At 45.1% G+C, this 23,289-nt stretch carries 16 protein-coding genes; 10 read left to right on the top strand and 6 right to left on the bottom strand.

Going from position 1 to position 23,289, the window contains the following annotated elements; all coding sequences use genetic code 11:
* Window positions 1-29: 29 nt before the first annotated feature.
* The 3 genes from ACYRYG_RS11030 (at window position 30) to ACYRYG_RS11020 (ending at window position 4,997) form a co-directional block, all read left to right on the top strand.
* The gene (locus ACYRYG_RS11030; protein WP_293418698.1) at window positions 30-1,643 is read left to right on the top strand and encodes a RagB/SusD family nutrient uptake outer membrane protein; all 1,614 of its coding nucleotides are present in this window, start codon (window positions 30-32) and stop codon (window positions 1,641-1,643) included.
* A gap of 193 nt (window positions 1,644-1,836) precedes the next feature.
* Window positions 1,837-3,396, top strand: coding sequence for a glycoside hydrolase (locus ACYRYG_RS11025; protein ID WP_460198153.1), 1,560 nt, complete (start codon window positions 1,837-1,839; stop codon window positions 3,394-3,396).
* Window positions 3,393-4,997, top strand: coding sequence for a glycoside hydrolase (locus ACYRYG_RS11020; RefSeq protein ID WP_293432550.1), 1,605 nt, complete (start codon window positions 3,393-3,395; stop codon window positions 4,995-4,997). The genes ACYRYG_RS11025 and ACYRYG_RS11020 overlap by 4 nt, the downstream gene beginning before the upstream one ends.
* Window positions 4,998-5,404: 407 nt before the next feature.
* Here ACYRYG_RS11020 and ACYRYG_RS11015 read toward each other — a convergent pair whose 3' ends face one another.
* From ACYRYG_RS11015 to ACYRYG_RS11000, 4 genes are all read right to left on the bottom strand, one after another.
* On the bottom strand, window positions 5,405-6,868 hold the full coding sequence (locus tag ACYRYG_RS11015; RefSeq protein ID WP_460198152.1) for a Fic family protein: 1,464 nt from the start codon (window positions 6,866-6,868) through the stop codon (window positions 5,405-5,407).
* Between the two features lie 92 nt (window positions 6,869-6,960).
* Window positions 6,961-8,241, bottom strand: a complete 1,281-nt coding sequence (locus ACYRYG_RS11010) for an MATE family efflux transporter (RefSeq protein ID WP_460198151.1) — start codon at window positions 8,239-8,241, stop codon at window positions 6,961-6,963.
* A gap of 72 nt (window positions 8,242-8,313) precedes the next feature.
* On the bottom strand, window positions 8,314-9,204 hold the full coding sequence (locus ACYRYG_RS11005) for a S1-like domain-containing RNA-binding protein (RefSeq protein WP_293418708.1): 891 nt from the start codon (window positions 9,202-9,204) through the stop codon (window positions 8,314-8,316).
* 13 nt (window positions 9,205-9,217) lie between these two features.
* On the bottom strand, window positions 9,218-9,970 hold the full coding sequence (locus tag ACYRYG_RS11000) for an ABC transporter ATP-binding protein (protein WP_460198159.1): 753 nt from the start codon (window positions 9,968-9,970) through the stop codon (window positions 9,218-9,220).
* A 293-nt stretch (window positions 9,971-10,263) separates the two neighbouring features.
* On the opposite strand from ACYRYG_RS11000, the gene ACYRYG_RS10995 reads away from it, so the two are divergent.
* Window positions 10,264-11,277 carry an aspartate-semialdehyde dehydrogenase gene (locus ACYRYG_RS10995; protein WP_293418688.1) on the top strand — a complete coding sequence of 338 codons (1,014 nt, stop codon included), beginning with the start codon at window positions 10,264-10,266 and terminating at the stop codon, window positions 11,275-11,277.
* 405 nt (window positions 11,278-11,682) lie between these two features.
* Window positions 11,683-11,937, top strand: coding sequence for a hypothetical protein (locus tag ACYRYG_RS10990; RefSeq protein WP_293418686.1), 255 nt, complete (start codon window positions 11,683-11,685; stop codon window positions 11,935-11,937).
* Window positions 11,938-12,104: 167 nt separating this feature from the next.
* Here ACYRYG_RS10990 and ACYRYG_RS10985 read toward each other — a convergent pair whose 3' ends face one another.
* The gene (locus tag ACYRYG_RS10985) at window positions 12,105-12,479 is read right to left on the bottom strand and encodes a RidA family protein (protein WP_293418684.1); all 375 of its coding nucleotides are present in this window, start codon (window positions 12,477-12,479) and stop codon (window positions 12,105-12,107) included.
* Window positions 12,480-12,501: 22 nt separating this feature from the next.
* Window positions 12,502-13,704 (bottom strand): threonine ammonia-lyase, encoded by a 1,203-nt coding sequence (gene ilvA / locus ACYRYG_RS10980; protein ID WP_293423828.1) that lies wholly within the window; start codon window positions 13,702-13,704, stop codon window positions 12,502-12,504.
* Window positions 13,705-14,461: 757 nt separating this feature from the next.
* Here ilvA and ACYRYG_RS10975 point away from each other — a divergent pair.
* From ACYRYG_RS10975 to ACYRYG_RS10955, 5 genes are all read left to right on the top strand, one after another.
* Window positions 14,462-15,451, top strand: a complete 990-nt coding sequence (locus ACYRYG_RS10975; RefSeq protein WP_293418597.1) for a C40 family peptidase — start codon at window positions 14,462-14,464, stop codon at window positions 15,449-15,451.
* A 55-nt stretch (window positions 15,452-15,506) separates the two neighbouring features.
* Window positions 15,507-16,586 carry a dipeptide epimerase gene (locus ACYRYG_RS10970; protein WP_460198158.1) on the top strand — a complete coding sequence of 360 codons (1,080 nt, stop codon included), beginning with the start codon at window positions 15,507-15,509 and terminating at the stop codon, window positions 16,584-16,586.
* Window positions 16,583-17,920 carry a transglutaminase-like domain-containing protein gene (locus ACYRYG_RS10965; protein ID WP_293418595.1) on the top strand — a complete coding sequence of 446 codons (1,338 nt, stop codon included), beginning with the start codon at window positions 16,583-16,585 and terminating at the stop codon, window positions 17,918-17,920. The genes ACYRYG_RS10970 and ACYRYG_RS10965 overlap by 4 nt, the downstream gene beginning before the upstream one ends.
* A gap of 212 nt (window positions 17,921-18,132) precedes the next feature.
* Window positions 18,133-21,492: a SusC/RagA family TonB-linked outer membrane protein gene (locus ACYRYG_RS10960; RefSeq protein ID WP_460198150.1), complete on the top strand. Its 3,360-nt coding sequence runs from the start codon at window positions 18,133-18,135 to the stop codon at window positions 21,490-21,492.
* A gap of 36 nt (window positions 21,493-21,528) precedes the next feature.
* The gene (locus ACYRYG_RS10955; protein WP_293418591.1) at window positions 21,529-23,250 is read left to right on the top strand and encodes a RagB/SusD family nutrient uptake outer membrane protein; all 1,722 of its coding nucleotides are present in this window, start codon (window positions 21,529-21,531) and stop codon (window positions 23,248-23,250) included.
* The last annotated feature ends 39 nt before the right edge of the window (window positions 23,251-23,289 follow it).

The following is a 23,289-nucleotide window of genomic DNA, read 5'->3' as shown; positions in this document are numbered from 1 at the left end:
ATACATACATCAATAAAATCAGAATGATTATGAATAGATATATATTTAGTTTCATAACAGCCGGGGTATTTATCCTCGGATTAGCATCCTGCTCCGATTTTCTGAACCAACCCATTAAAGGTCAGCAGGATCTGAATAATTATTTTTCAAATGAAGATGAATGCAAAAGACAAATCACAGGATGCTATCAGAGTATCTTCTTTGATGACTGGTGGCAAATACAGAAATTCTATGTCTGTGGTGATATGTGCACCGATGATGAATGGATGGGAAACACCACACAGGATCCTGGAGAATACCGTGATCTGGCTCATTATACAGGTAATACCATCAATGGAGGAAATTGCGCTCAGAATTTCTGGCAATACCGATACAAAGGAATACTCCGTTGCAACATTGCCATCCAACGTATTCCGGAAGTGCATTTCAATGATTCCACCCTTCGTGACCGCTATATAGCAGAAGCAAAATTCATACGAGCCTTTGAATATTTCGACCTTGTCAAAAATTTCGGAGGTGTACCCTTAGTGCTCGGACTGAAAATGCCTTCAGAAATAAGGGGGATCACCAGGGCAACGAAAGAAGAAACCTATGCCCAGATTGAAAAAGACCTTCAAGAAGCCATTCCAAAACTCCCTAAAAGAAGTGAATACAGCAGTGAAGACCTGGGACGTGCTACCAGTGGTGCAGCCAAAGGTCTATTAGCTAAGGTTTACCTTTACGAAGATAAATATAAGGAAGCAGAGCCTTTACTACAAGATCTTTGTTGCCGGGGCAGTTATTCCGGAAACACACCTGAATACAAATTATTACCCAATTTTGGTGATGTCTGGAGTATGGACCATAATAACAGCGAAGAGAGCTTATTTGAAGTCCAGACCAACAGTAATATCACCTATAACCTTGGAGAACGAATTTCTGTCGTAACAGGATCACGTGATGATGAGGGATGGTCATGGGGATTGCCAACAAGTAACCTGGAGAAGGCTTTCAAGGATGCAGGTGATTCGATCCGGCTACTTTATACCATCATTAAAGACAGTGCTACTTACATTCCGGGAGATCCGACCTATTCAAGGGACAAGCCTTATCGTATCATGCCAGATGAACATAAATCTGCAAGATGCAATATGAAATTGTATATTCCGAAAGCAAAACGTCCCCAACCATACGATGCACCGCATATTCCTCTCAATTATCGCCTGTTACGCTATGCAGATGTACTGCTGATGTATGCAGAAGTGGAAAATGATCTTGGTAATGATGCAGAAGCTCAATGGGGCTTGAATCAGGTCAGGGAACGTGTAAAACTCCCGGATGTCACTTCCACGGGCAAGCAACTTCGTGATGCTATACGGTTGGAACGCCGACTGGAATTAGCTCTTGAAGATAATCGCCTGTATGATCTCCGCCGCTGGAAAGATGATAATGGCAAGTATGCAATTGATAATATCATGGGGCCCAACGGGACATTTGTGAAATATAATCTGTATGAATCTACAGATAAATATGAAAAAAATAATCAAAAAGAAAACAGTAACAAGGGCTATTACTTCAAGGAAGGAAGAGATGAACTATTCCCTCTTCCTAATTCTGAGATTACCATGTCTAATGGCAGCATCCAGCAGAATCCAGAATATTAGATCCAATCTATAATACAGAATTCAAAAAGGGGAATATTCCTCTTTTCTTGAATTCTGTTCCTGAAATATTCAGTAACTATAACAGAAGAACAGAATTTTTCAAGAATAAACTTTTAAAATTCTATTCGCTTTCATTTTACTTTTGACAATGAAGAATATTAAAATTTTACTTTCTTTTTTAGGATTCACATTAATGATGTTATCTTGTAGTAGTGAAAGTACTTTCCATCCGGATTATGTACTTACCAGAAATGCAGATACCACGATGACCGTAAATATTGATGCGAATACGACCTATCAAACTATTGATGGTTTTGCTTCTTCCGATGCCTGGAATATGGATTTCATCGGTAAATATTGGAGTCAGAATTCCAAAGATGATATTACCAAGATGCTTTTTTCTCAGAAGATCACAAATGGACAACCGGAAGGTATCGGACTTTCCATGTGGCGTGTCAACTTAGGTGGAGGAACGGCTGAACAAGGTGATGAAAGTGGGATAGAACAAGAAGAACGACGAGCCGAATGTTTCCTGAACAGTGATGGATCATATAACTGGAATAAAGCTGCCGGCCAACAATATTTCATGCAAAAGGCCAAAAATTACGGTGTAAAGAGTTTTGTTTTTTTCAGCAATACTCCTCCCGTTTTTTATACAAAGAACGGGAAAGGTTATTCTGACAGTAAAGCAAACAGCAACTTGAAAGATGACTGCTATGATAAATTCGCAGACTTTCTTGCCACAACAGCCGCACATTTTAAGGAACAAGGCTATTCTATCTCCTATATCAGTCCGGTAAACGAGCCTCAATATAACTGGAGCGGTGGTCAGGAAGGCAGTGGATGGCAAAATAGCGAAGTGGTAAAATTAGTACGGAATCTTGACCAAAGCCTTACTTCTAAAGGATTGGACAGCACCAACATCTTAGTTGATGAAGCTGGTGCATGGAATGATTTGTATGAGGCTGATGCAACAGCAGGTAACGGCCGCAGTGATGTCATGAATGATTTTTTCAATCCATCTTCATCTGATTATATAGGTAATCTGAAGCATGTCCCCGCTCTGATCTGTGCTCACAGTTATTGGTTGGATACCTCGTGGGACCAATTGCAAAGCACCCGACAGAAAGTCAATGCTGCAGCTAAAGCAAAAAATCTCAAGGTTTACCAAACGGAATGGAGCATGATGAGCAGCAATTATGATCTGTTCAGTAATTATGATAATGCCACGCCAATGGATTTGGCTTTAACATTATCGGAGGTCATTCATGCTGACCTGACACAAGCCAATGTCAGTTCGTGGGCTTTCTGGACCGCTTGCGACCGTGAACGCTGGAACCAGAAAAGTCGTTTTTTCCTGATTCGGCTGATCCCAGTAAGCGGTGATTATGGCTCTCTGACAGAAGGTGGCACCTGCGAATCAACCAAGAATTTATGGGTGTTGGGCAATTATAGTCTATTTATCCGTCCAGGATATAAGCGTGTAAGTGTATCCTTACCTGTCAGTGGAAACCAATTCTTCGCTTCTGCTTACATCTCTCCAGGCAAAGATAAATTAGTAATTGTATATACAAATACCAAGACTAAATCCGTCAAGGTCGATAATCATATTTCCATCCAAGGGCGGACAACAGACAATCCGATAGAATATATAACTACTTCTGGAAGCAATCTTCAAATGGTTTCCTCCTATGATACAACTATTATCCCATCACGCTCTGTAGCAACAATCATTTATGATCTCAAATCATGAAAATGATCAATACTTTTCTGGCAATGCTGCTACTATCCACCAGTTTCTGCTATGCTGATAATCATAAAGTGGAAAAATATGTAATCAACATAGATAGTCAGGAACAGACCATTAACCATTTCGGAGCTTCCGACGCTTGGAGCATGAGATATTTGGGTCTATGGCCTGAGAAACAGCAACGGCAGATTGCCGACTGGCTGTTCAGCATGGCAAAGGATGCATCGGGGAAACCCCGTGGAATCGGACTGTCTCTGTGGCGTTTCAACCTCGGTGCAGGAAGTGCCGGTCAGGGTGACGCTTCACATATCCAGAGGTTTACACGTACCGGATGCTTCCTGCAGCCTGACGGATCCTATAACTGGAAAGCGCAACAAGGACAACGTAACTTTCTGAAACTGGCCAAGGATAGAGGTGTAACGCATTTCCTGGCTTTTCTCAATTCTGCGCCTGTCTATTTTACGAAGAATGGTTTGGCAACCAACACAGGGCGAGACGGGACTATGAATCTCCGCGAGAATTGCTATGGCCGGTTCGCAAAGTTTATCGCCACCTCACTGAAGGGCCTTGAACAACACGACAGCATTCACTTTGACTATATCTCTCCGGTGAACGAGCCGGACGGCAACTGGAACTGGAAGGGGCCTAAACAGGAAGGATCACCTGCTACCAACCGTGAGATAGCCCGGTTAGTCAGGATCATGGGCAAACAATTTGTCCGGCAACATGTCAACACGAAAATCATCGTAAATGAAAGTTCAGACCTGCGCTGCCTGATGGGCATTTACCGTACCAGTTGGCAACGCGGGAACACCATCCGGACACTATTCTCAAAAGACAGTAGCCGAACTTACATTGGATCTGTTCCCAACGTGGCTCATCTCATCGCCGGACATGATTACTGGACAGATACCCCGGTACAATATATGCATGATAGCCGTGTGGCTCTACGGGACTCTCTTCATAAATATAACCTGAAATTCTGGGCCTCGGAAATCTGTATCATGGATAATGACCAGGAAATAGGCGGTGGCAACGGTTATGACTTTTCCATGAAGACAGCCCTCTATGTAGCAAGAATCATACATTATGACCTTGTGTTCGGCAATGCCTGCAGCTGGTCTTGGTGGCGTGCTGTAGGTGGTGACTATAAGGATGGACTGATCCGCGCTTACAGTACGCCTGATAAAAAGGATGGTTATGCAATAGATTCCAAGCTCCTCTGGACAGTCGGCAACTACAGTCGTTTTATCCGCCCGGGAGCTGTCAGATATGACATCCAGGCAAAAGACTCCCTGGGGAACAGTATCTCTGAAGGTGCTACTGATCCTTATGGGATCATGTGCTCAGCCTATCAGAACACGGATGGCAGATGGACGGTGGTAGCTATCAACTATTCAGAGTCCGTAAAACCTTTTCATTTCAAGACCAGCAATGATGCTGTCCCTTCCTGGCAGATGTACAGGACGTCGAATATCTCCACAGAGGACCTTGCCCCGGTGGGCAGGACGAATGGTGACACGACCCTGCCTCCACGTTCAGTCACTACTTTTGTAGGAATTAACGTCTCTCCTCTCACAAAAGATAGAAATATTAATCCTTGACCCTTAGCTTCAAGAATACTCCTTTTACCTTGAAGAAATTTCCACAGGCTTCTTCTCAGCTATCGACAGTAACACACACAATCGCCATGAGTGATGTAAAGGAAGGTGTATTTACAAATACTAATCAAATAGCTGGCGCAAAGTCAGTCACTAATTTCCCTGCCATAAAAACAAGTGCTGAAGCTATCTTTGGTAACGCTCCTTGTCGTAACCCAAGCCAAGATCTATAAACGATCCGGCATCTGCACCTTCAATACGCTCCTGATGAAAAGATACGGCTGTATTGTATGCACCAGATAATCTGCTTCAGTATGCTGAGCATAAGTAATCGCGGCTCAGCCTAAGGGATATCAGCAACAAGGATAAATTTTAGAATTACAGGCTCTTTTGAGAGTTTTTTTTAGAATTTAGAACCGCAAAATATGACCATCATCATCAAAAGCATGAGTAGATTCCAAATAGGCTTGTATTGATTCGAAATTTTCTCCTCTGATATTGCTACTGAACAGTCGGACTCTTTCCATAGCTTTAATGATAACAGAAGGATCTTGTTTTCTCGTCAGTCGTCTCAAAGCCCCAAGATAATCATCACGGAAAACGGTTGGAATAACAATTTTTGATTGACCGGCAGCAGTCAATTCTGCATTCATCATGATACGAGAAATACGGCCATTACCATCGGCAAAAGGATGAATTTCACTTACCACAAAAAGCATAAAGACAGCTTTTGTAAACGGGTCATCTAACGCCTGATAAATTTCAAAAGCCTTATTAAATGTACCCTTTACCAATCTATAATCCACGAAATGGGTATCACCAGCCCTGTTATTCCGCATCTTAAAAAGGCCCGGATTTTTTTCCGGCCGAGCAGACATCATAATAGAATGACGACGCTGAAGAATAGTAAACAACTCATCAACATTCTCAGGTACAACCGACATCTCCTTTCGATTAGATACAATATAATATGTACCTAGGACATCATGACTATCAGCATTACGCGCAGACATTGGCGTCTCTGTGTCAATAATTTTCTTGGCATCTTCCAGTTCAAATTCTGTCCCTTCAATATAATTAGAGAAGTAACTTTCAAAAAAAGCAAAATTCTTATAAGAAAGTTTTGTTGTATTCGGTTCCGGATAACGAGGAAATTCCTTTGACCTAAGTGCATTAAAAAGGATATTAAAAAGATGAATTCTTTCGGCATCATACGGTTCTCCAAGAACCCGTGCTTTTGCTAAAGGTGAAGAAAGGTTATTTGAAGACTTTGTAGAAAGTAAAGCCCCAATTATTTTGTCAAGACGTTTAAATTCCCTATCCATGCCCAGTTGGGGGGCGATCAGTTTTGCTTTATCCCTTAACTCATTGACTGATTTTTCTCCATTGGTTTGGATTTTCTTTTCCAGCTTATCCTCCAAATCTTCCTTATTCAAACATTTTGAAACACCTGATCGAGTTTGCCCTTTCTGTAAGTTCTCAAGGAAAGCACGCGGTTCACTTGATAAATATAACCCTTCCATAAAAGGAGAATCAGTCGGCATATCCTTCGGCCCTTTCATAAGATGTACAGTTATTCCTGGCAAATGTATATTACGAGTATAAATATAAGTAAGAAAGATTTCGCCTTCTTTAGTCGGATTACACTCAAAACCCGAACGATGACTAATCACTGCTTTAGGATATAGCTTACCAAGTATATAAAAAATATTCCTACGCACAATATGTTCCGGAGTATCATTCAGATTGGAAGTATAGACTCTGGAAGCTATCTTAATAATCCTCCCATCTTTCTTTAATTTCGTTATTTTCCGTGAGATTTCCGGATCAGAAGAAGATATAACAATTTCATTTCCAAAAAGATTTTCTTCCATAGTTCTGGCCTTTTTGTGCAAAAATAGAGATTTTTTTAGAATTACAGGCTCTTTTGAGAGATTTTTTTAGAATTTAAAGCTTTCAGAAGCAATCAGTCCTTGACTTTCAGTCTCCAGAATAATCCAGCTTCTACCACACCCCTTGCCAACAGATAAGTATCAAAAGCAAGCCATAAGGCATGATTGCCCAAGACTTTCCGGAACAGGATATATACGACAAAGTAACAAACTGCCGCAATGACGGAAGAGATCAGCAGACCTTTGGTATTCATGATCCCGACAAAGATACCATCCAGAAGGAAGGCGGCAACGCCGGCAAAGGGTATGGCCACAGCCCAATAAAAATAGGGGCCGGCAGCTGTGATGACATTCCGGTCACTGGTCAGCAGACTCAGGAAAGGTTTCCCGCCAATGGCATAAAGAAGAGTAAAGAGAAGCATGATGACAAAACCGAGTTGGAAGAAACTCCGGACCATATCCTGGAATGCCTTCCTGTTCTTCGCACCATAATATTTTCCGCCTAATGCCTCTCCGGCATAAGCAAAACCATCAGTAAAATAAGAAAAGATCGTAAAGAACTCCATCAGCAGAGTGTTGACGGCCAGGATGACTGCTCCCTGACGGGAGCCTATAGCCGTAAAACTCAAAGAGACAGCGACGATGAATAAAGTACGGATAAAGATGTCCCGGTTGACCTTGAAGAATTCTCCCCATGCTCTCATATTTCCCCTCCAGCCACCGGCTGTATCCTTCAGATGCTTCCACAGCCTCCGATAGTTGACCAGCCAGAAAGACACGGCAATCAGAAAGCCGCTCCACTGGGCGATGAGTGTGCCGAAGGCCACTCCTTCAATGTCCAGACGGGCACCGAAGACAAGGGACAGACTGGCGATCACATTGATGATATTCTGCAGGATAGATACAAACATCGGAAAACGTGTATTCTGCATCCCCACATACCATCCTGTGAAACCGTAAAGGCTCAGAACAGCAGGTGCTCCCCAGATCACAATAAAACAATAACGCTCACAAAGTCTGGTAATATCCGCTGAAGGTCCCATTGCCCACAGGCCAATGCCGATGACCGGTTTCTGGAAAAGCACGAAGAGCACCCCCATGCCGAAACCAATGGAGAGCGCACGCAGCAAGAGACGCATATCCTCAGCCAAATCACGGCGTCCCAATGCCTGGGAGGTCATCCCTCCCGTTCCCATCCGCAGGAATCCGAAGACCCAGTAAAGGACATTGAAGATCATCGTTCCCACAGAGATCGCTGCGATATAACGGGCATCACCGATATGACCGACGATGGCCACATCACAAAGCCCCAATAAGGGAATGGTAATGTTCGAAATGATTGACGGTAAGGCCAATCGGAATATCTGATGAAAACGATCACTCAAAATGACAAACTGTACCCTGAAATATAATCTTGTAATTATCCGTTATTTTTCCACCAGCCGGATGCTTGTGGGAGATACAGTGATCCGACCCTTCTTATAGAGTTCGCCAATCCCCTTCTTAAAGACTTTCTTGCTCACATGAAAACGGTCATAGACATCATCCGCATCACTCTTATCCCCCAGATCACAATAACCTTCATTTTCCTGAAGATACTGCAACAGTTCACTCGCAAAAGAAAGCCGTTCAGCCTTTCCGGTCTGCTGCAGCGAAACATCTATTTTCCCATCCGGGCGGACCAGATCAATAAAGCCAGGAAGACGATCACCGGAATGCAGAGGCCGGAAGATCTGATCCTCATAGATCAGCCCCTGGTAATGGTTGTCAATGATCACCTTGAACCCCAGGTCAGTTTTCTGCCAGACCAGGAGTTTTACGGCATCCCCAGGCAGATACTTTTCCGGCGGCACCGGCTGGAGATACCGGTCAATCTTTGCCGTAGCCACCAAACGGTAGCTCTCTTCATCCATATAGATATACACCAGATAGTACTGTCCTATCTGCATCCGCATCTTCATCTCACGGAAGGGACAGAACATATCTTTCTCTACCCCCCAGTCCAGGAAGGCCCCGAACTGATTTACCCAACTCACCTTCAGCCATGCAAAATCACCGACCTTAGCCAAAGGCGTTTCCGTCGTTGCCACCGGCCGCTCTTCAGAATCAAGATAGATAAACACTTTCAGTTCATCACCCGGTTTTGCACCTTCAGGGACATATTTCTTCGGCATCAGGATTTCTCCATCCTTACCTCCATCAAGGTACAGCCCGAAGTCTACTTCCTTGACAACCCTGAGCGTATTATAATCACCTACGCGGATCTCGAAATTCTCGGAATCCAACGTCTCATCCTTTTCGTTCTCTTTGTCTTTCATGTCATCTGCCATTTTATTCATTCGTTGATTCTGCCAGTCCATCCGTCCGGTCCACCCCATTACGGTTTTCACCAAGCGCATCTCCAGCCTTTTCCCGGTCCGCCCTTCTCGTCTCACCGATGATCTGTCCATCCTTAAGATGAATGGTCCTGTCCGTCAAGGCAGCCAGATTCTCGTCATGCGTAACAATGACGAAAGTCTGTCCCGTCTGATCACGCAAATCAAAAAAGAGTTGGTGCAGTTCAGCCTTGTTCCTGCTATCCAAGGATCCTGACGGTTCATCTGCCATGATGACATCCGGATGATTGATCAGCGCTCTGGCCACAGCCACCCGTTGCTTCTCCCCACCAGAGAGTTCATTGGGTTTGTGACCGGCCCGGTCTTCCAGGCCCATAAACTTCAACAGGTGCAGAGCCCGCTTCTCAGCCTTACTCCGACTCTGACCGGCAATGAAGGCAGGGATCATGATGTTCTCCAAGGCAGAAAACTCCGGCAGCAACTGATGGAACTGGAACACGAACCCGATATGCTGATTACGGAAATCACTCAATTTTCTTGTCGAAAGTTTCCTGATATCCGTCCCATCAATGAGAATCGTGCCACTATCCGGCTGGTCAAGCGTTCCGATAATCTGCAGCAGCGTGGTCTTCCCCGCTCCGGAAGGACCGACAATACTCACCACTTCCCCTTTATCTACATGCAAGTCAATGCCCTTGAGCACCTGAAGTTTGCCGAAGGACTTGGTGATGCCTTTCGTGTCTATCATGCTCACAGGAGCAGCATTTTCTTTCGTATCCATTGATATAACTTTTCATCGTATGCCCGGTCTCTTCCAAATGTTATCCGAAAACATCCGGACAATCCGAAAAAGAAAGGCGCAGAGTTTATTTGCAAAGATAATAAAAAAAGGTAAACCCATGGGTAAAGATACAAAGATTTTACGATTTGTTGGCAAATTGAAAATAAATTCACTAAAATGATGCCTTTCCTTGTTCTTTTCACATTAAAAGTTGTACTTTTGCAAGAAGTTATCCCACTTAATATTAAAAGATTAGAGATATGAAAGTAGCAATTGTAGGGGCCAGCGGCGCCGTAGGACAAGAATTCCTGCGTATTCTCGCCGAAAGAAATTTTCCTATGGATGACCTGGTGCTGTTCGGTTCTCATCGTTCAGCAGGCAGGAAATACAACTTCAAGGGAAAGGACTATGAGGTACAACTATTACAGCATAACGATGACTTTAAGGATGTAGATATTGCCTTCACCTCTGCCGGCGGAGATACGGCCGGAGAGTTTGCAGACACGATTACGAAATACGGAGCAGTGATGATTGACAACTCCAGCCATTTCCGCATGGACAAGGATGTACCTTTAGTAGTGCCAGAGATCAATCCCGAAGACGGACTGAAACGGCCCCGTGGAATCATCGCAAACCCGAACTGCACCACAATCATGATGGTCGTCGTACTGAACCCGATAGACCAACTCAGTCATATCAAGAAGATTCATATCTCTTCCTATCAGAGTGCCAGTGGTGCGGGCGCCTCCGCCATGAGGGAACTACAACAGCAATACAAGGAAATGGTCGAGGACGGAAAAGTCTCCACTATCCAGAAATTCCCACACCAGTTAGCCTATAATGTCATTCCGCAAATTGACAAGATGACACCGAATGACTACACCAAGGAAGAAATGAAGATGTACAACGAGACCCGCAAGATCATGCACAGTGATGTCCGCACCAGTGCGACATGCGTCCGGGTCAGTTCCCTCCGTTCCCATTCCGAGAGTGTCTGGTTTGAGACCGAGCGCCCTCTGAGCGTAAAAGAAATCCGGGAGGCACTTTCCAAGGCTCCGGGTGTCCAACTGAAGGATGATCCCCAGGCTTATGTCTATCCGATGCCTCTGGAGAGTGCAGGCAAGGATGACGTATACGTAGGCAGGATACGAAAGGACTTAGCCGATGACAATAGTTGTACGCTCTGGCTTACCGGCGACCAGATCCGCAAGGGAGCAGCCCTGAATGCGGTTCAGATCGCTGAATATCTGATCAAAACAGGCAATGTAAAATAATCAAAGAGACAGGTACGGAACTTCCTCCGTGTTTGTAGTCATAGCTTTAAATCAGCGGACCCGAGATTTATATTGACGGTTCGTTGATTTTTTTATTACTATGAACGGCAAGCCATCTCTGCCATTCTGGCTGACAGATGTCGTACAGGCAGAAGGACATCCCCCCGCGAAAGACTAAAGGATCTCTCATGGACATACTACCTTTGCTCACCCCTGCCTCAACCTCCTCAAACCGTTAATCTTTCACTATTTTAATCTATTTTCATTGAAATTTCCGAGAAAAACTTAACCTGTTGCAATATTACCTAAATAATCGGCATATCTTTTGCAATTACAAAGATTGAACGTATATTTGTCTTATCTAAACAAAACTCTCAGACTATGTTACAGAAAAGAATTTCTTCTATGACATCATTTATGTCGAATCTTACCTCCCTGATTTGGGACTATATAGCTCACCCGAATCACTATCCCATTAATTCCAAACTGCTCATTGAGCCCATGCTCGGTGAAACAATAATAGATGATCCCTCACAAAGCCGGGGATGCGAACAATATGATTTAAATCATTTCGTATCCAAGAACAGGATGGGCTGGAAACAGCCTAACTCGAAATCGATCAAGAAATTAGCAAAACAACTCTATAAATTCAATTGGTAATCGCTTCTTCAGGCTCTGCAGATGATGCAGGGCCTTTTTTATAAAGGGAAGAGTGGACATCCGACTAGACAAATATTCCTCAAGTGCAGGAAGCGGGCTGAATCAAAAAGACTGTTGCATCAACAGATCGCAACAGTCTTTCGCAAAATCTTTCAACAGGGAAGACTTTACTTCTCAGCCAGCACTTCCACTTCCACGAGTGCACCCATCGGTAACTTTTTCACAGCCACTGCAGAGCGGGCAGGGAAAGGATCGGTGAAAAAACCGGCATAGACTTCATTCATCGCAGAGAAATCGTCCATACTGTCCAGATAAACCGTAGTCTTCACTACCCTATTCAGACTGGTGCCGGCCTCCTTGAGGATGTTCCCGGCATTTGTGAGAGCCTGGCGGGTCTGCTCCCTGATTCCCCCGGACACTAATTTTCCGGTCTCCGGGTCAATAGGGATCTGACCTGAAGCAAAAATAAATCCATTAACTTCGATAGCCTGACTGTAAGGTCCGATGGCTGCCGGTGCGTTGCTTGTGTGAATTGCTTTCATCTTTATCTGTTTTTGAATTTACTCATAAGATCTGATGCACATTAAATCCTTTTGCATCCAATGCCTTTATGATCCTATTGATATGTTCCTCATTCTTTGTCTCCATACTGACACGGAGAATACAGGAATTGACCTTCTGCCGGTTTGCGGAGCGGTCATGATGCACACCTGTAATATTGGCACCGAGATCAGCAATTACACTGCATACGGATACCAGCCTCCCAGGCTGGTCATCCAACTCCATATCCAGTGTACAAAGCCGGCCACTCTTAGCCAGTCCACGGTTAATGATACGGCTCAGAACCGTCACATCTATATTACCGCCACTAACAATGCAGACAGTCTTCTTCCCCTTCACCGGGACCTTATTGAACATTACCGCTGCCACACTTGCTGCTCCTGCACCTTCAGCCACCATCTTCTCACTCTCGATCATGCGTAGGATGGCCGCGCAAATCTCATCCTCACTCACCGTGACAATATCGTCCACATATTTACGGCATACCTGAAACGTCAGACTCCCCGGTTCTTTTACGGCAATACCGTCAGCAATGGTCGATACAGACGACAGTGTCTCCACCCGGCCGTCCTTCAAACTTTTCACCATACCGGGAGCCCCTTCTGCCTGGACCCCATAGACCTTTACCTTCGGGTTCAGACTCTTGAGTGCAAAAGCGACACCGGAGATCAGTCCGCCACCGCCGACAGGCACCACTACGGCCTCCAGTCCAGGCAACTGGTCAAGTAATTCCAGACCAATGGTCCCCTGACCGGCAATAACATTCTCGTCATTGAAAGGATGAACGAAAGTATATCCCTTTTCATCCCGTAACTGGATCGCCTTCTGATAGGCATCATCATACACTCCCGGAACCAGACAGACCTCGGCACCCAGCCGTTTGGTGGCTTCCACCTTACTGATGGGAGCACCGGCAGGCAGACAGATCAATGATTTGACCCCCATGGCCGTAGCTCCCAGGGCCACCCCCTGGGCATGATTGCCGGCAGAACACGCCACCACCCCTTTTGCCTTTTCAGCATCCGAAAGTTGTGAGATCTTATAGTAGGCACCTCGTATCTTAAAAGACCCGGTCCTTTGCAAGCATTCCGGTTTCAGATAGACATCCACCTCCGGATTGATTTTAGAAGCATGTATGAGATCGGTCTTGCGCAGTACTTTACTCAAGACATATCTCGCTTTATAAAAGTTGTCTAATAATAGCATAACAGGATATTAATTTATGGGTACAAAAATAGGAATAAATTATGAGATGTGATCACCCCTGACCATAAATATTTTCTGCACTGCCTCCTCTGAATAAATGGCGGATATTTCGGATGACCTTGACGCCTGATTCTGGGCGGTATCCTCATGGAGGAGCAATATGCACCATTTCGGAGGGGCAAAATGCACCATTTCGCTCACCATTGACTATTGTCGTGAGAATTAGTGACTATGATCCTGACTTATCGTTTAAGAAACAACAATATTATTTGAACCGATATTTCCTCTTCACCATTCAACGGCAATAAGAGGTACCCCATCTTTCAAGAAACGATCTAGCCCTGCAATTGTCATTAGAAACCGGAAAATACAACCTCACGTTATTTTAAAAAAATCACATCTTTTAATTCGTTTTTATAATATTATTTCTATCTTTGTCAGGAAATGATGACCCTAAAGGAAATGATGAATGAAAATCCATCACTCACACTGTGGAGAACAACAACTAAAGGAAATCATTGAAACATACCTATATATCAATCTTTAAAACTCAATACAAATGCGAGCGTCAGCTTTATTACTTTTCAAAATGAAACATATAATAATTTTTTAAAAGATAAAAGAAACTAATTTTATCATAAATTTATCAATGTGTTATTATTTTTTTTATTATCTTTGCAAAAAATTAATAACCATCAGCCTTAAAACTGATGAATATAGACTTTTAAGAGTACGATTATAAATGAATATGCATCTTTTGAAAAAATTAATTACTTCTGCGAATTGCCTGATGATCATGTCACCGGTCATGGGGGCTGTTACAGGTGGCGGATCCGCCATCTGTAAAGATACTGTAAACGGGAAATCGTGGGGAATCATCAATGTTTCCGTATGCAACCTGAGATTATCCGGAGACTATGATGCCGGTATGGCTTCCCAGGCCTTGCTGGGAACACCGATAAAAATCCTTAAAGACACTTCATGGCTTGAGATAGAGACACCTGATCACTATAAATCATGGATTCTTGAAGCTTCACTTTGCCGCGTCACAAAAGAGGAGCTCCAGAACTGGAATGAAGCCCCCCAGGTGGTCGTGACCGCTATCTATGGCTTTGTATACAGTGACGATGACTTGAAATCACAGACTGTCAGTGACGTAGTTGCCAGTGACCGTCTGAGACTACTTGATCAAAAAGGCAGTTTCTATCATGTCGCCTACCCTGACGGGAGGACCGGTTACCTGCCAGTCTCAGATGGAGCCATCGTAAGCGAATGGAGAAAGACCGTCAAGCAAGATGCACAAAGCATTATTGCCTCAGCTAAAAAACTGATGGGAATACCTTATATGTGGGGCGGCATGAGCACCAAAGGAGCTGACTGCAGCGGATTTGTCAGGACAGTTTTAATGGAACATGATATCATCCTCCCACGGGATGCCTCCCAGCAGGCTCTTGTCGGTGCACATATTGACATTGCCCCTGATTTCAGTAACCTCAGGCCTGGAGACCTGCTCTTTTTCGGATGCGGCTGCAAGGGTGACATGCACGTCTGCCATGTGGGTATCTATATCGGCAACAAGAAATTCATCCACTCATTAGGGTGTGTGCATATCAGCAGTTTCAACCCTGAAGATAAGGATTACGATGAATATGACCTGAACAGATTACTCTGGGCGCAAAGGATTCTTCCCTACATCAATCAGGAAGAAGGGATCAACACCACAGACCGGAATGAATTTTACAAATAGGTATCAAGGGCTATAGGAAGGGTTTAAAACGAATAACATGAGTAAGGATAAAGCTATGAACCAGACGGACAAGACTTCCATTAATATCGGCCATCACGGAAAGAACGATCATTTGAAGATGAGTTTCTTCCCCTACGAACTGAAATTGAGGCATGTATTTACGGTATCCTCCTATTCGCGTACCACTACTCCAGATGTTCAGGTGGAAATCGAATATAACGGAATAAAAGGATACGGAGAAGCCTCCATGCCCCAGTACCTTGGGCAGTCCGTGGAAAGTGTCACTAAGTTTCTGCAGAAGACCGACCTGGATCAGTTTCAGGACCCGTTCCAACTGGAAGATATTCTGGCTTATGTGGACAGTCTATCCCCCGGCGATACGGCCGCAAAAGCTGCCATCGACATCGCCTTACATGACCTTGTAGGAAAGTTGCTAGGCGCCCCTTGGTATAAAATATGGGGATTGAACCGGGAGAAAGCTCCTTCAACCACCTTCACCATCGGCATTGATTCTCCAGGCATGGTAAAACAAAAGACAAGGGAATGTGCCGGAAAATTCAATATCTTAAAGGTGAAATTAGGCAGCGATCACGATAAGGAGTTGATCGAAACGATCCGTTCCGTCACGAACCTGCCTATTGCCGTAGACGTAAACCAAGGGTGGAAAGACCGCGAACAGGCCCTTGACATGATCTTCTGGCTGAAAGAAAAAGGAATCGTAATGGTGGAACAGCCCATGCCCAAGGAAAGAAGGACAGATATGGCGTGGCTGACGGAGCACAGCCCACTGCCTACCTTTGCTGATGAAGCCGTACAACGATTAAAGGATATTAAAGACACAGAGGGAATCTACTCAGGCATCAACATCAAACTCATGAAATGTACGGGTATGAGAGAGGCCTGGAAAATGGCCAACTATGCCCGTGCAAGGGGCATGAAGGTGATGGTCGGCTGTATGACGGAAACTTCCTGTGCAGTCAGTGCGGCAGCACAATTATCTCCGGCTGTAGACTTCGCCGATCTTGACGGAAACCTGCTCATAGCCAATGACCGCTTCAGCGGAATGCAGGTAGTAAATGGAAAAATCACCCTTCCCGACAGACCGGGAATAGGAATCAGGAAAATCGAAGAATGAATACAAAACGACTGATACTTATCATGACCGCGTGTCTCTCCACCATTCTGCTTTCTGCTCAGGACTATCACTGGGAGTCTGACCTGCATCACCGTATATTGTATGACTTCTGCAAAACTCATAAAGAAGTCAAGGACTATATCCGGCAATATATCCCTGATGTCACAGACCAGGAGATGGACCAGTGGGAAAATACAGGTGCACTCGAAGTGAGAATCATTGACGGACAGAAACGATACTTCCGCAATGCGGCCCCTAACCTGTTCCTTATTGATGCCAGATGCCGGAAGATCAAGGAAGAGAAAGACGGAATCGAGAAAAACGGATATGAAACCGTCGACGAGTCTGATGTGCCGCTCATCATTCAGGAAGCACCTCACAATCCCTTACATCTTGCCGAGCCCAAGGCCATGCACATCACCTATACCATTTCCGTAAAGGCAGATGCTGTGCCGGAAGGGGAAATGGTACGTTGCTGGATGCCTTTCCCGCGCAGGGATATAAAAAGACAGCAAAATGTCAGGTTAATCAGCACAAGCGAAAAGAGCTATACCTTATCCCCGGAAAGCAGCGCTCATTCCACCCTATACATGGAAAAGAAGGCTGTGAAGGGTGAACCCACCGTCTTTTCGGAATCCTTCGAATTCACAGCATACGGGCAATGGTTCAACCTGCAACCGGAAGAGATCCGTCCGTATGATAAGACCAGCGAACTGTACAAGACCTACACCTCTGAACGTGACCGCCATATTATCTTCACGCCACGGCTCCGCCAACTTGCGGATAGTCTGACACAAGGTACGGAGAACCCCTTACTCAAAGCGAGAAAGATCTTCACCTGGATCAACGCCCATTTCCCCTGGGCTTCAGCCCGTGAATACTCAACGATAGAGAACATTCCCGAATATGTACTGGAAAATCATCATGGCGACTGCGGACAGGTGACCCTGCTCTTTCTCACCCTCTGCCGTATCTGTGGCATACCGGCACATTTTGAAAGCGGGTTCATGCTGCATCCTCAAAATGAGAATCTCCATGACTGGGGAGAGCTCTACTTCGAAGGACCAGGATGGGTACCTGTAGACATGGCCTTCGGTATTCCTTCCTATGCGAAGAATACCGCAGAGACTTACTTCTTCCTGGGAGGTATTGACTCCTGGAGAATGGTGGTCAACTCCGACTTCAGCAAACCCCTGTATCCTGAGAAGGTCTATCCCAGAAGTGAGACGGTTGACTTCCAGAGAGGAGAGGTGGAATGGAAAGGCGGAAACCTGTATTTCGACAAATGGAACTGGAAGCTTGTATCCGATTGTATTCAAGAAAATCATAAATAATCAACTCAAGATTTCTTAGATTTCAGGGGATGAAAGTGCCCGGTGTAATTTCAAGAAGAGTCCAATTTTTAACATAAAATACTTGCTTTTATTCAAAAAAATTTTAATCTTTGTACGCGAAAGTTTCTAAGTGTTAAACAAATAAAATGCCAAAGGCTTTTTATTCATTGACTGTCATCATAATTCATTAATAACCAATTTAAACAAAGCTTATGAAAAGACGACTTGCCTTGATAGCAGTAATATTATTGTCATGCAGTGCTACAGGGAATTTTCTCTATGCTTCACCTGCACCACAAAAAATTACGCAGGACAACACTATCATCAAAGGTAGCGTTGTAGATGAAAAGGGAGAACCGGTCATTTCCGCTAGTATTACGGAAATAGGAAGTACACGCGGAGCGATTACTGATGTAGACGGGAATTTCTCTCTGAACACGACTCCAGGAGCCAAGATTCAAATCTCATACCTCGGTTATAAAACCGTAATTACCAAAGCGGCCAACGGCATGAAAGTGCAATTGGCACCGGACAATGCCATGCTCGACGAAGTAGTTGCAGTAGGCTATGGCCAGCAAAAGAAGGTCGATCTGACCGGAGCCGTTGCCAATGTGGACCTGAGTTATACTCTGGCCTCCCGTCCGGAACAAGACGTTGCCAAAGCCCTTCAAGGGGCTGTCCCCGGCCTGTCTATCGTAAATTCCAGCGGAGACATCAACGGACAACCTACTATCCGAATCCGTGGACTGGGAACTTTATCCAACGGTCAGGATTCATCACCGCTGATCATCGTCGATGGAGTACCTACTGACGACCTGACCATGATCAACAGCAATGATATTGCTTCCATTTCCGTGCTGAAAGACGCAGCATCCTCCTCGATTTACGGTAGCCGGGCTGCTTTCGGCGTCATTCTGATCACCACCAAGCAAGCCAATAAGGGTGACCGCATCTCCGTGAAGTATGAAAACAATTTCGGTTGGGACAATGCAACCGTGCTTCCCAATTATCCAGATGTTCCGACCCAGCTCAAGGCTGCCATGTCAGCAAAGAGCAGAGCAGGAGCTGCTTCCGTGGAACTCTTCGGAATGTATTTCGACCAGCTGCTCCCATACGCTGAGAAATGGGAAGAACAGAACCATGGAAAGAAGGGCTACAGCGTCATGACTCCTTACAAGGATGACAGTAATGTAGGGGATTACCGCTTTGTCAACGGACAGCCGATGTATTATGCCGATTATGATATTCGTAAGATCTGGTATAACAGTGCAGCACCTTCTTCAAGTCATAACATTTCTGTTTCGGGTTCCAGCGGCAAGACGACATTCTATACCTCCCTGGGATATGACCACAAGCAGGACGTCATGAAGTTCAATCCGGGCAAGCTGGACAGATACAGTGCTACCGTCAACTTAAAGACGGATGCCACTGACTGGCTGACTTTAGGTACCCGCATCAACTTCTCCCGCCGGCACATGGGAAGCGCCAATGCCTATAATAACATTTATCAGTATCTCTGGCGCTGGGGTTCCTTCTTTATTCCGTCAGGCATCATGCAGGATGCAGACGGTACGCAGGAAGACTACCGTATCGTTGCCATGCAGAAACAGGCCTCCCGTTCGTACGATGTACATGATGTGACCCGCATGAATGCCTACGCAACTGCACACATCACGAAAGACCTGACCCTGAATGCCGATTATACTTATCAGATAGACAACTATAATTACAGCTCCAGTAACAATAGTGTTTACGGTATGAACTGGACTGGGACCACCCCTACCTATATTGTCCAGCCGACAACAACAAATGCTTATCGCCAGAACATCAAGGTAAACAGGTGGAATGCCAATGCTTACTTAAACTATGCGCACACCTGGAATAGTGTCCACAATCTTAATGCGATGATCGGTATCAACGGAGAAGACTACAGGTCAGATATGTTCGATGCACTCAGGACACAACTTTACGACGAGAATTATCCGCAATTGAATCTCGCATACGGAGACATGACCAAGGCCGCTATTGACGCCTCAACAGAAGACCGAGCTACAGCTGGTTATTTCGGCAGGATCAATTATAACTACAAGGATATTTACCTGTTAGAGCTCAACGGACGTTACGATGGCAGTTCCCGTTTCCCGCAAGGTGATAAATGGGCGTTCTTCCCATCCGGGTCACTGGGCTATCGCTTCACGGAAGAGCCTTACTGGAATCACCTGCATCAATATGTATCCAACGGAAAATTCCGTCTCTCTTACGGAGAAATCGGCAATGAGGCTGTAGGTGACAATATGTTCATTTCCACCATCTCCCCAGTAAGTCAGAGTTCTCTTTACTGGCTGGACGGCACGGGGGCTAAAGTCAACCAATTCTATATGCCAAGTTGGGTATCTTCAAAACTGACCTGGGAGCGTATTTATACGTTTGACATAGGAACCGATTTGAGTTTCTTCAATGATGAACTTACCCTTACAGCCGACTGGTATCAGCGGACGACAAAGGACATGCTCGCACCGGGCAACGCACTGCCATCAGCAATAGGTGACTCTGCGCCCTATACCAATGCCGGCCAACTCCGTACACGGGGATGGGAAATCACACTGAGCTGGCGGAAGCAGATGAATAAAGACTTAGGACTTTACGCCAATTTTGACATCGGAGACTCCAAGTCTGTAGTCACAAAATGGAACAACTCCTCTAAGTTGATCGGACATACCGGAGACCGGGCATACGCCTACGAAGGTGAAACCTGGGGAGACATCTGGGGATTTGAGACCGACCGCTACTTTACGGAAAGTGATTTCAACGGAAAGAATGCTGACGGATCATGGAACTATAAGAAGGGAGTAGCAGACCAGACCGGAATACAGACAGACAACTTCGTATACGGCCCTGGTGACATCAAGTTCAAAGATTTGAATGGTGATGGAAAGATCGACGGTGGAAAAGGAACGGTAGAAGATCACGGAGATCTTAAAGTCATCGGAAACACGATGCCACGCTATGAGTATAGTTTCCATGTCGGAGGCACCTATAAGGATTTCGACCTTGACATCTTCTTCCAGGGTGTCGGAAAACGCGATATGTGGACCCTGTCTTCATTTGCCTTTCCGGAAATGCGTTCCGCTGACCTTGCCATTTACTCCAACCAGACAAAATACAATGTGTATGATCCTGATAATGGGATCGTGAACATCAGCGAGAAGAATGAGTTTCCTTGCCTGTATGCCGGTAATGAGGCTGCCGGTAACGTAACCGCTCTTGCTGCCTACGGAGGTTGTCACAACTACTATCCGCAGTCCAAATACCTTGTGAACATGGCTTATCTGCGGTTGAAGAACGTGACCTTGGGCTACACCGTACCAGGATTCATTTCCAAGAAGTTCTACATCCAGAAACTGCGCGTTTACTTCAGCGGCAGTAACCTCTTCCTCCTTCACAAAGGCAGCGGGAATCTTCCTGTAGATCCTGAAATGAATGACGGCCAAGGAAGTTTGAGTTACGGTACCTGGGGACGTACTTATCCTATCACACGTACCTGGTCATTCGGTGTTCAGGTAACACTCTAATATAATAGTACAGCGACAAACAAAAAACTTAGTAATATGAAAAAATCTATTATATACATATTTGCAGCATCTATCCTGCTGCTATTTGCCAGTTGTAATGATTTCCTCGATAAGACTCCACGAGATACTTTTACAAACAGTCCTAAATTCTGGAGCAATTCCAATGATGTACAAAGCTATAGTAACAAGTTTTATGATGACTACATAGGTTTCAATCATGGAGGAAGTTTCGGATGGTTCTATTTCAAGAGCCTCAGCGATGACCAGGCCAATGCAAGTTTCGACAACTGGACCTATATCACCGTGCCCGCTACTTCAAGCAACTGGAGCGGCAATTTCACGGAAGTCCGCAGAGCCAACTATTCCCTTCAAGGCCTGGAGACATCCACTCTTCCCGCATCGGACAAACTGTACTATTCAGCTATTGACCGATTGAACCGTGCCTGGGCCTATTACCAGCTTGTACGGGAATATGGTGATGTACAATGGATCGACTATCCTATCCTGGACCTCAATGACACGAACATTTACGGAAAGCGTACTGACCGCGACGTAGTCATGGACTCTGTCCTCAACGATCTTGACTATGCCATCACGAACCTTCCTTCCAACATCAGTGACAAGACAAAATGGAGCAAAGAAATGGCTGAGGCCATGAAAAGCGACATCTGCCTGTATGAGGGTACCTATTGCAAATACCGTACGCTTACTGATAACGGGAAAGCACCGGATCTGGATCGTGCCAAGAAATACCTGCAGGAGTCTGAAGGTGCATCTGAAGCTATCATGAGTTCCGGCAGATACAGTCTGACGCCTAATTATGGAGATATCTATAATTCCCTGGACCTGTCAAGTAATCCGGAAATCATTTTCTACCGCAATTATGAAAAGGATATTGTCATGCATGGAACGGTTGACTACACCAGTGGCTCCTCTGAGCAACTTGGTATTACGAAAGATGCCATAAATGCATTTCTGTTCAAGGATGGCAAGCCATTGGCAACCACTACGCTGGATAAGGATGATAAGGCTGTAGAGAACCAAAATGGCAATTATTCCGTAGAAGGGATGTTGAAGAACCGCGATAAACGACTAAGCGTGCTCATCGACTCTATCATCTGTTTCAAGAACCACAGTTGGGCGCGTCTGGATGAAAACGGCAACACTCCAACCGCTGCCCAGCAGATGACTTCCTCCACCGGTTATACGATTAGGAAATATGACAATACCACACTTGACTCCTACTATCGGAATAATACCAATACGAACTATACCGATTGCCCACTGTACTGGTATGCCGTCATTCTCCTGAACGAAGCAGAGGCTAAGGCAGAACTGGGTACCATCACACAAAGTGACCTGAACCAGACCATCAATCTGTTGCAAAGTCGTGCCGGACTGCCTGACATGACCACGCAACCGGATGCTGACCCAGCCAACAATATGGGTGTAAGCAATTTGATCTGGGAGATACGCCGGTGCAGACGCTGTGAACTGATGACAGATAACTGGTATCGCTATTGGGACCTGGTACGCTGGCACCAACTGGACAAACTGGACAGCCAACAGTATCCCGACATCAACCGGGGGGCCAATGTATCAAATGTAAAGGATAGTACAATGACCGTAGATAATGACAAATACCTTATCGGGACGGCAAAGACCCGCACATTTGATAAGAAATATTATTTCTATCCTGTTCCAAGCAATGAGATCAACTTGGACAAGGGGAATATCCAGCAAAATCCTGGATGGTAACAACCTCAAAAGAGTTCAGGGACTGTTTATATCACAGTC

Source organism: Segatella asaccharophila, from assembly GCF_054687055.1.
This window is presented reverse-complemented; position numbering and strand designations above follow the sequence as displayed.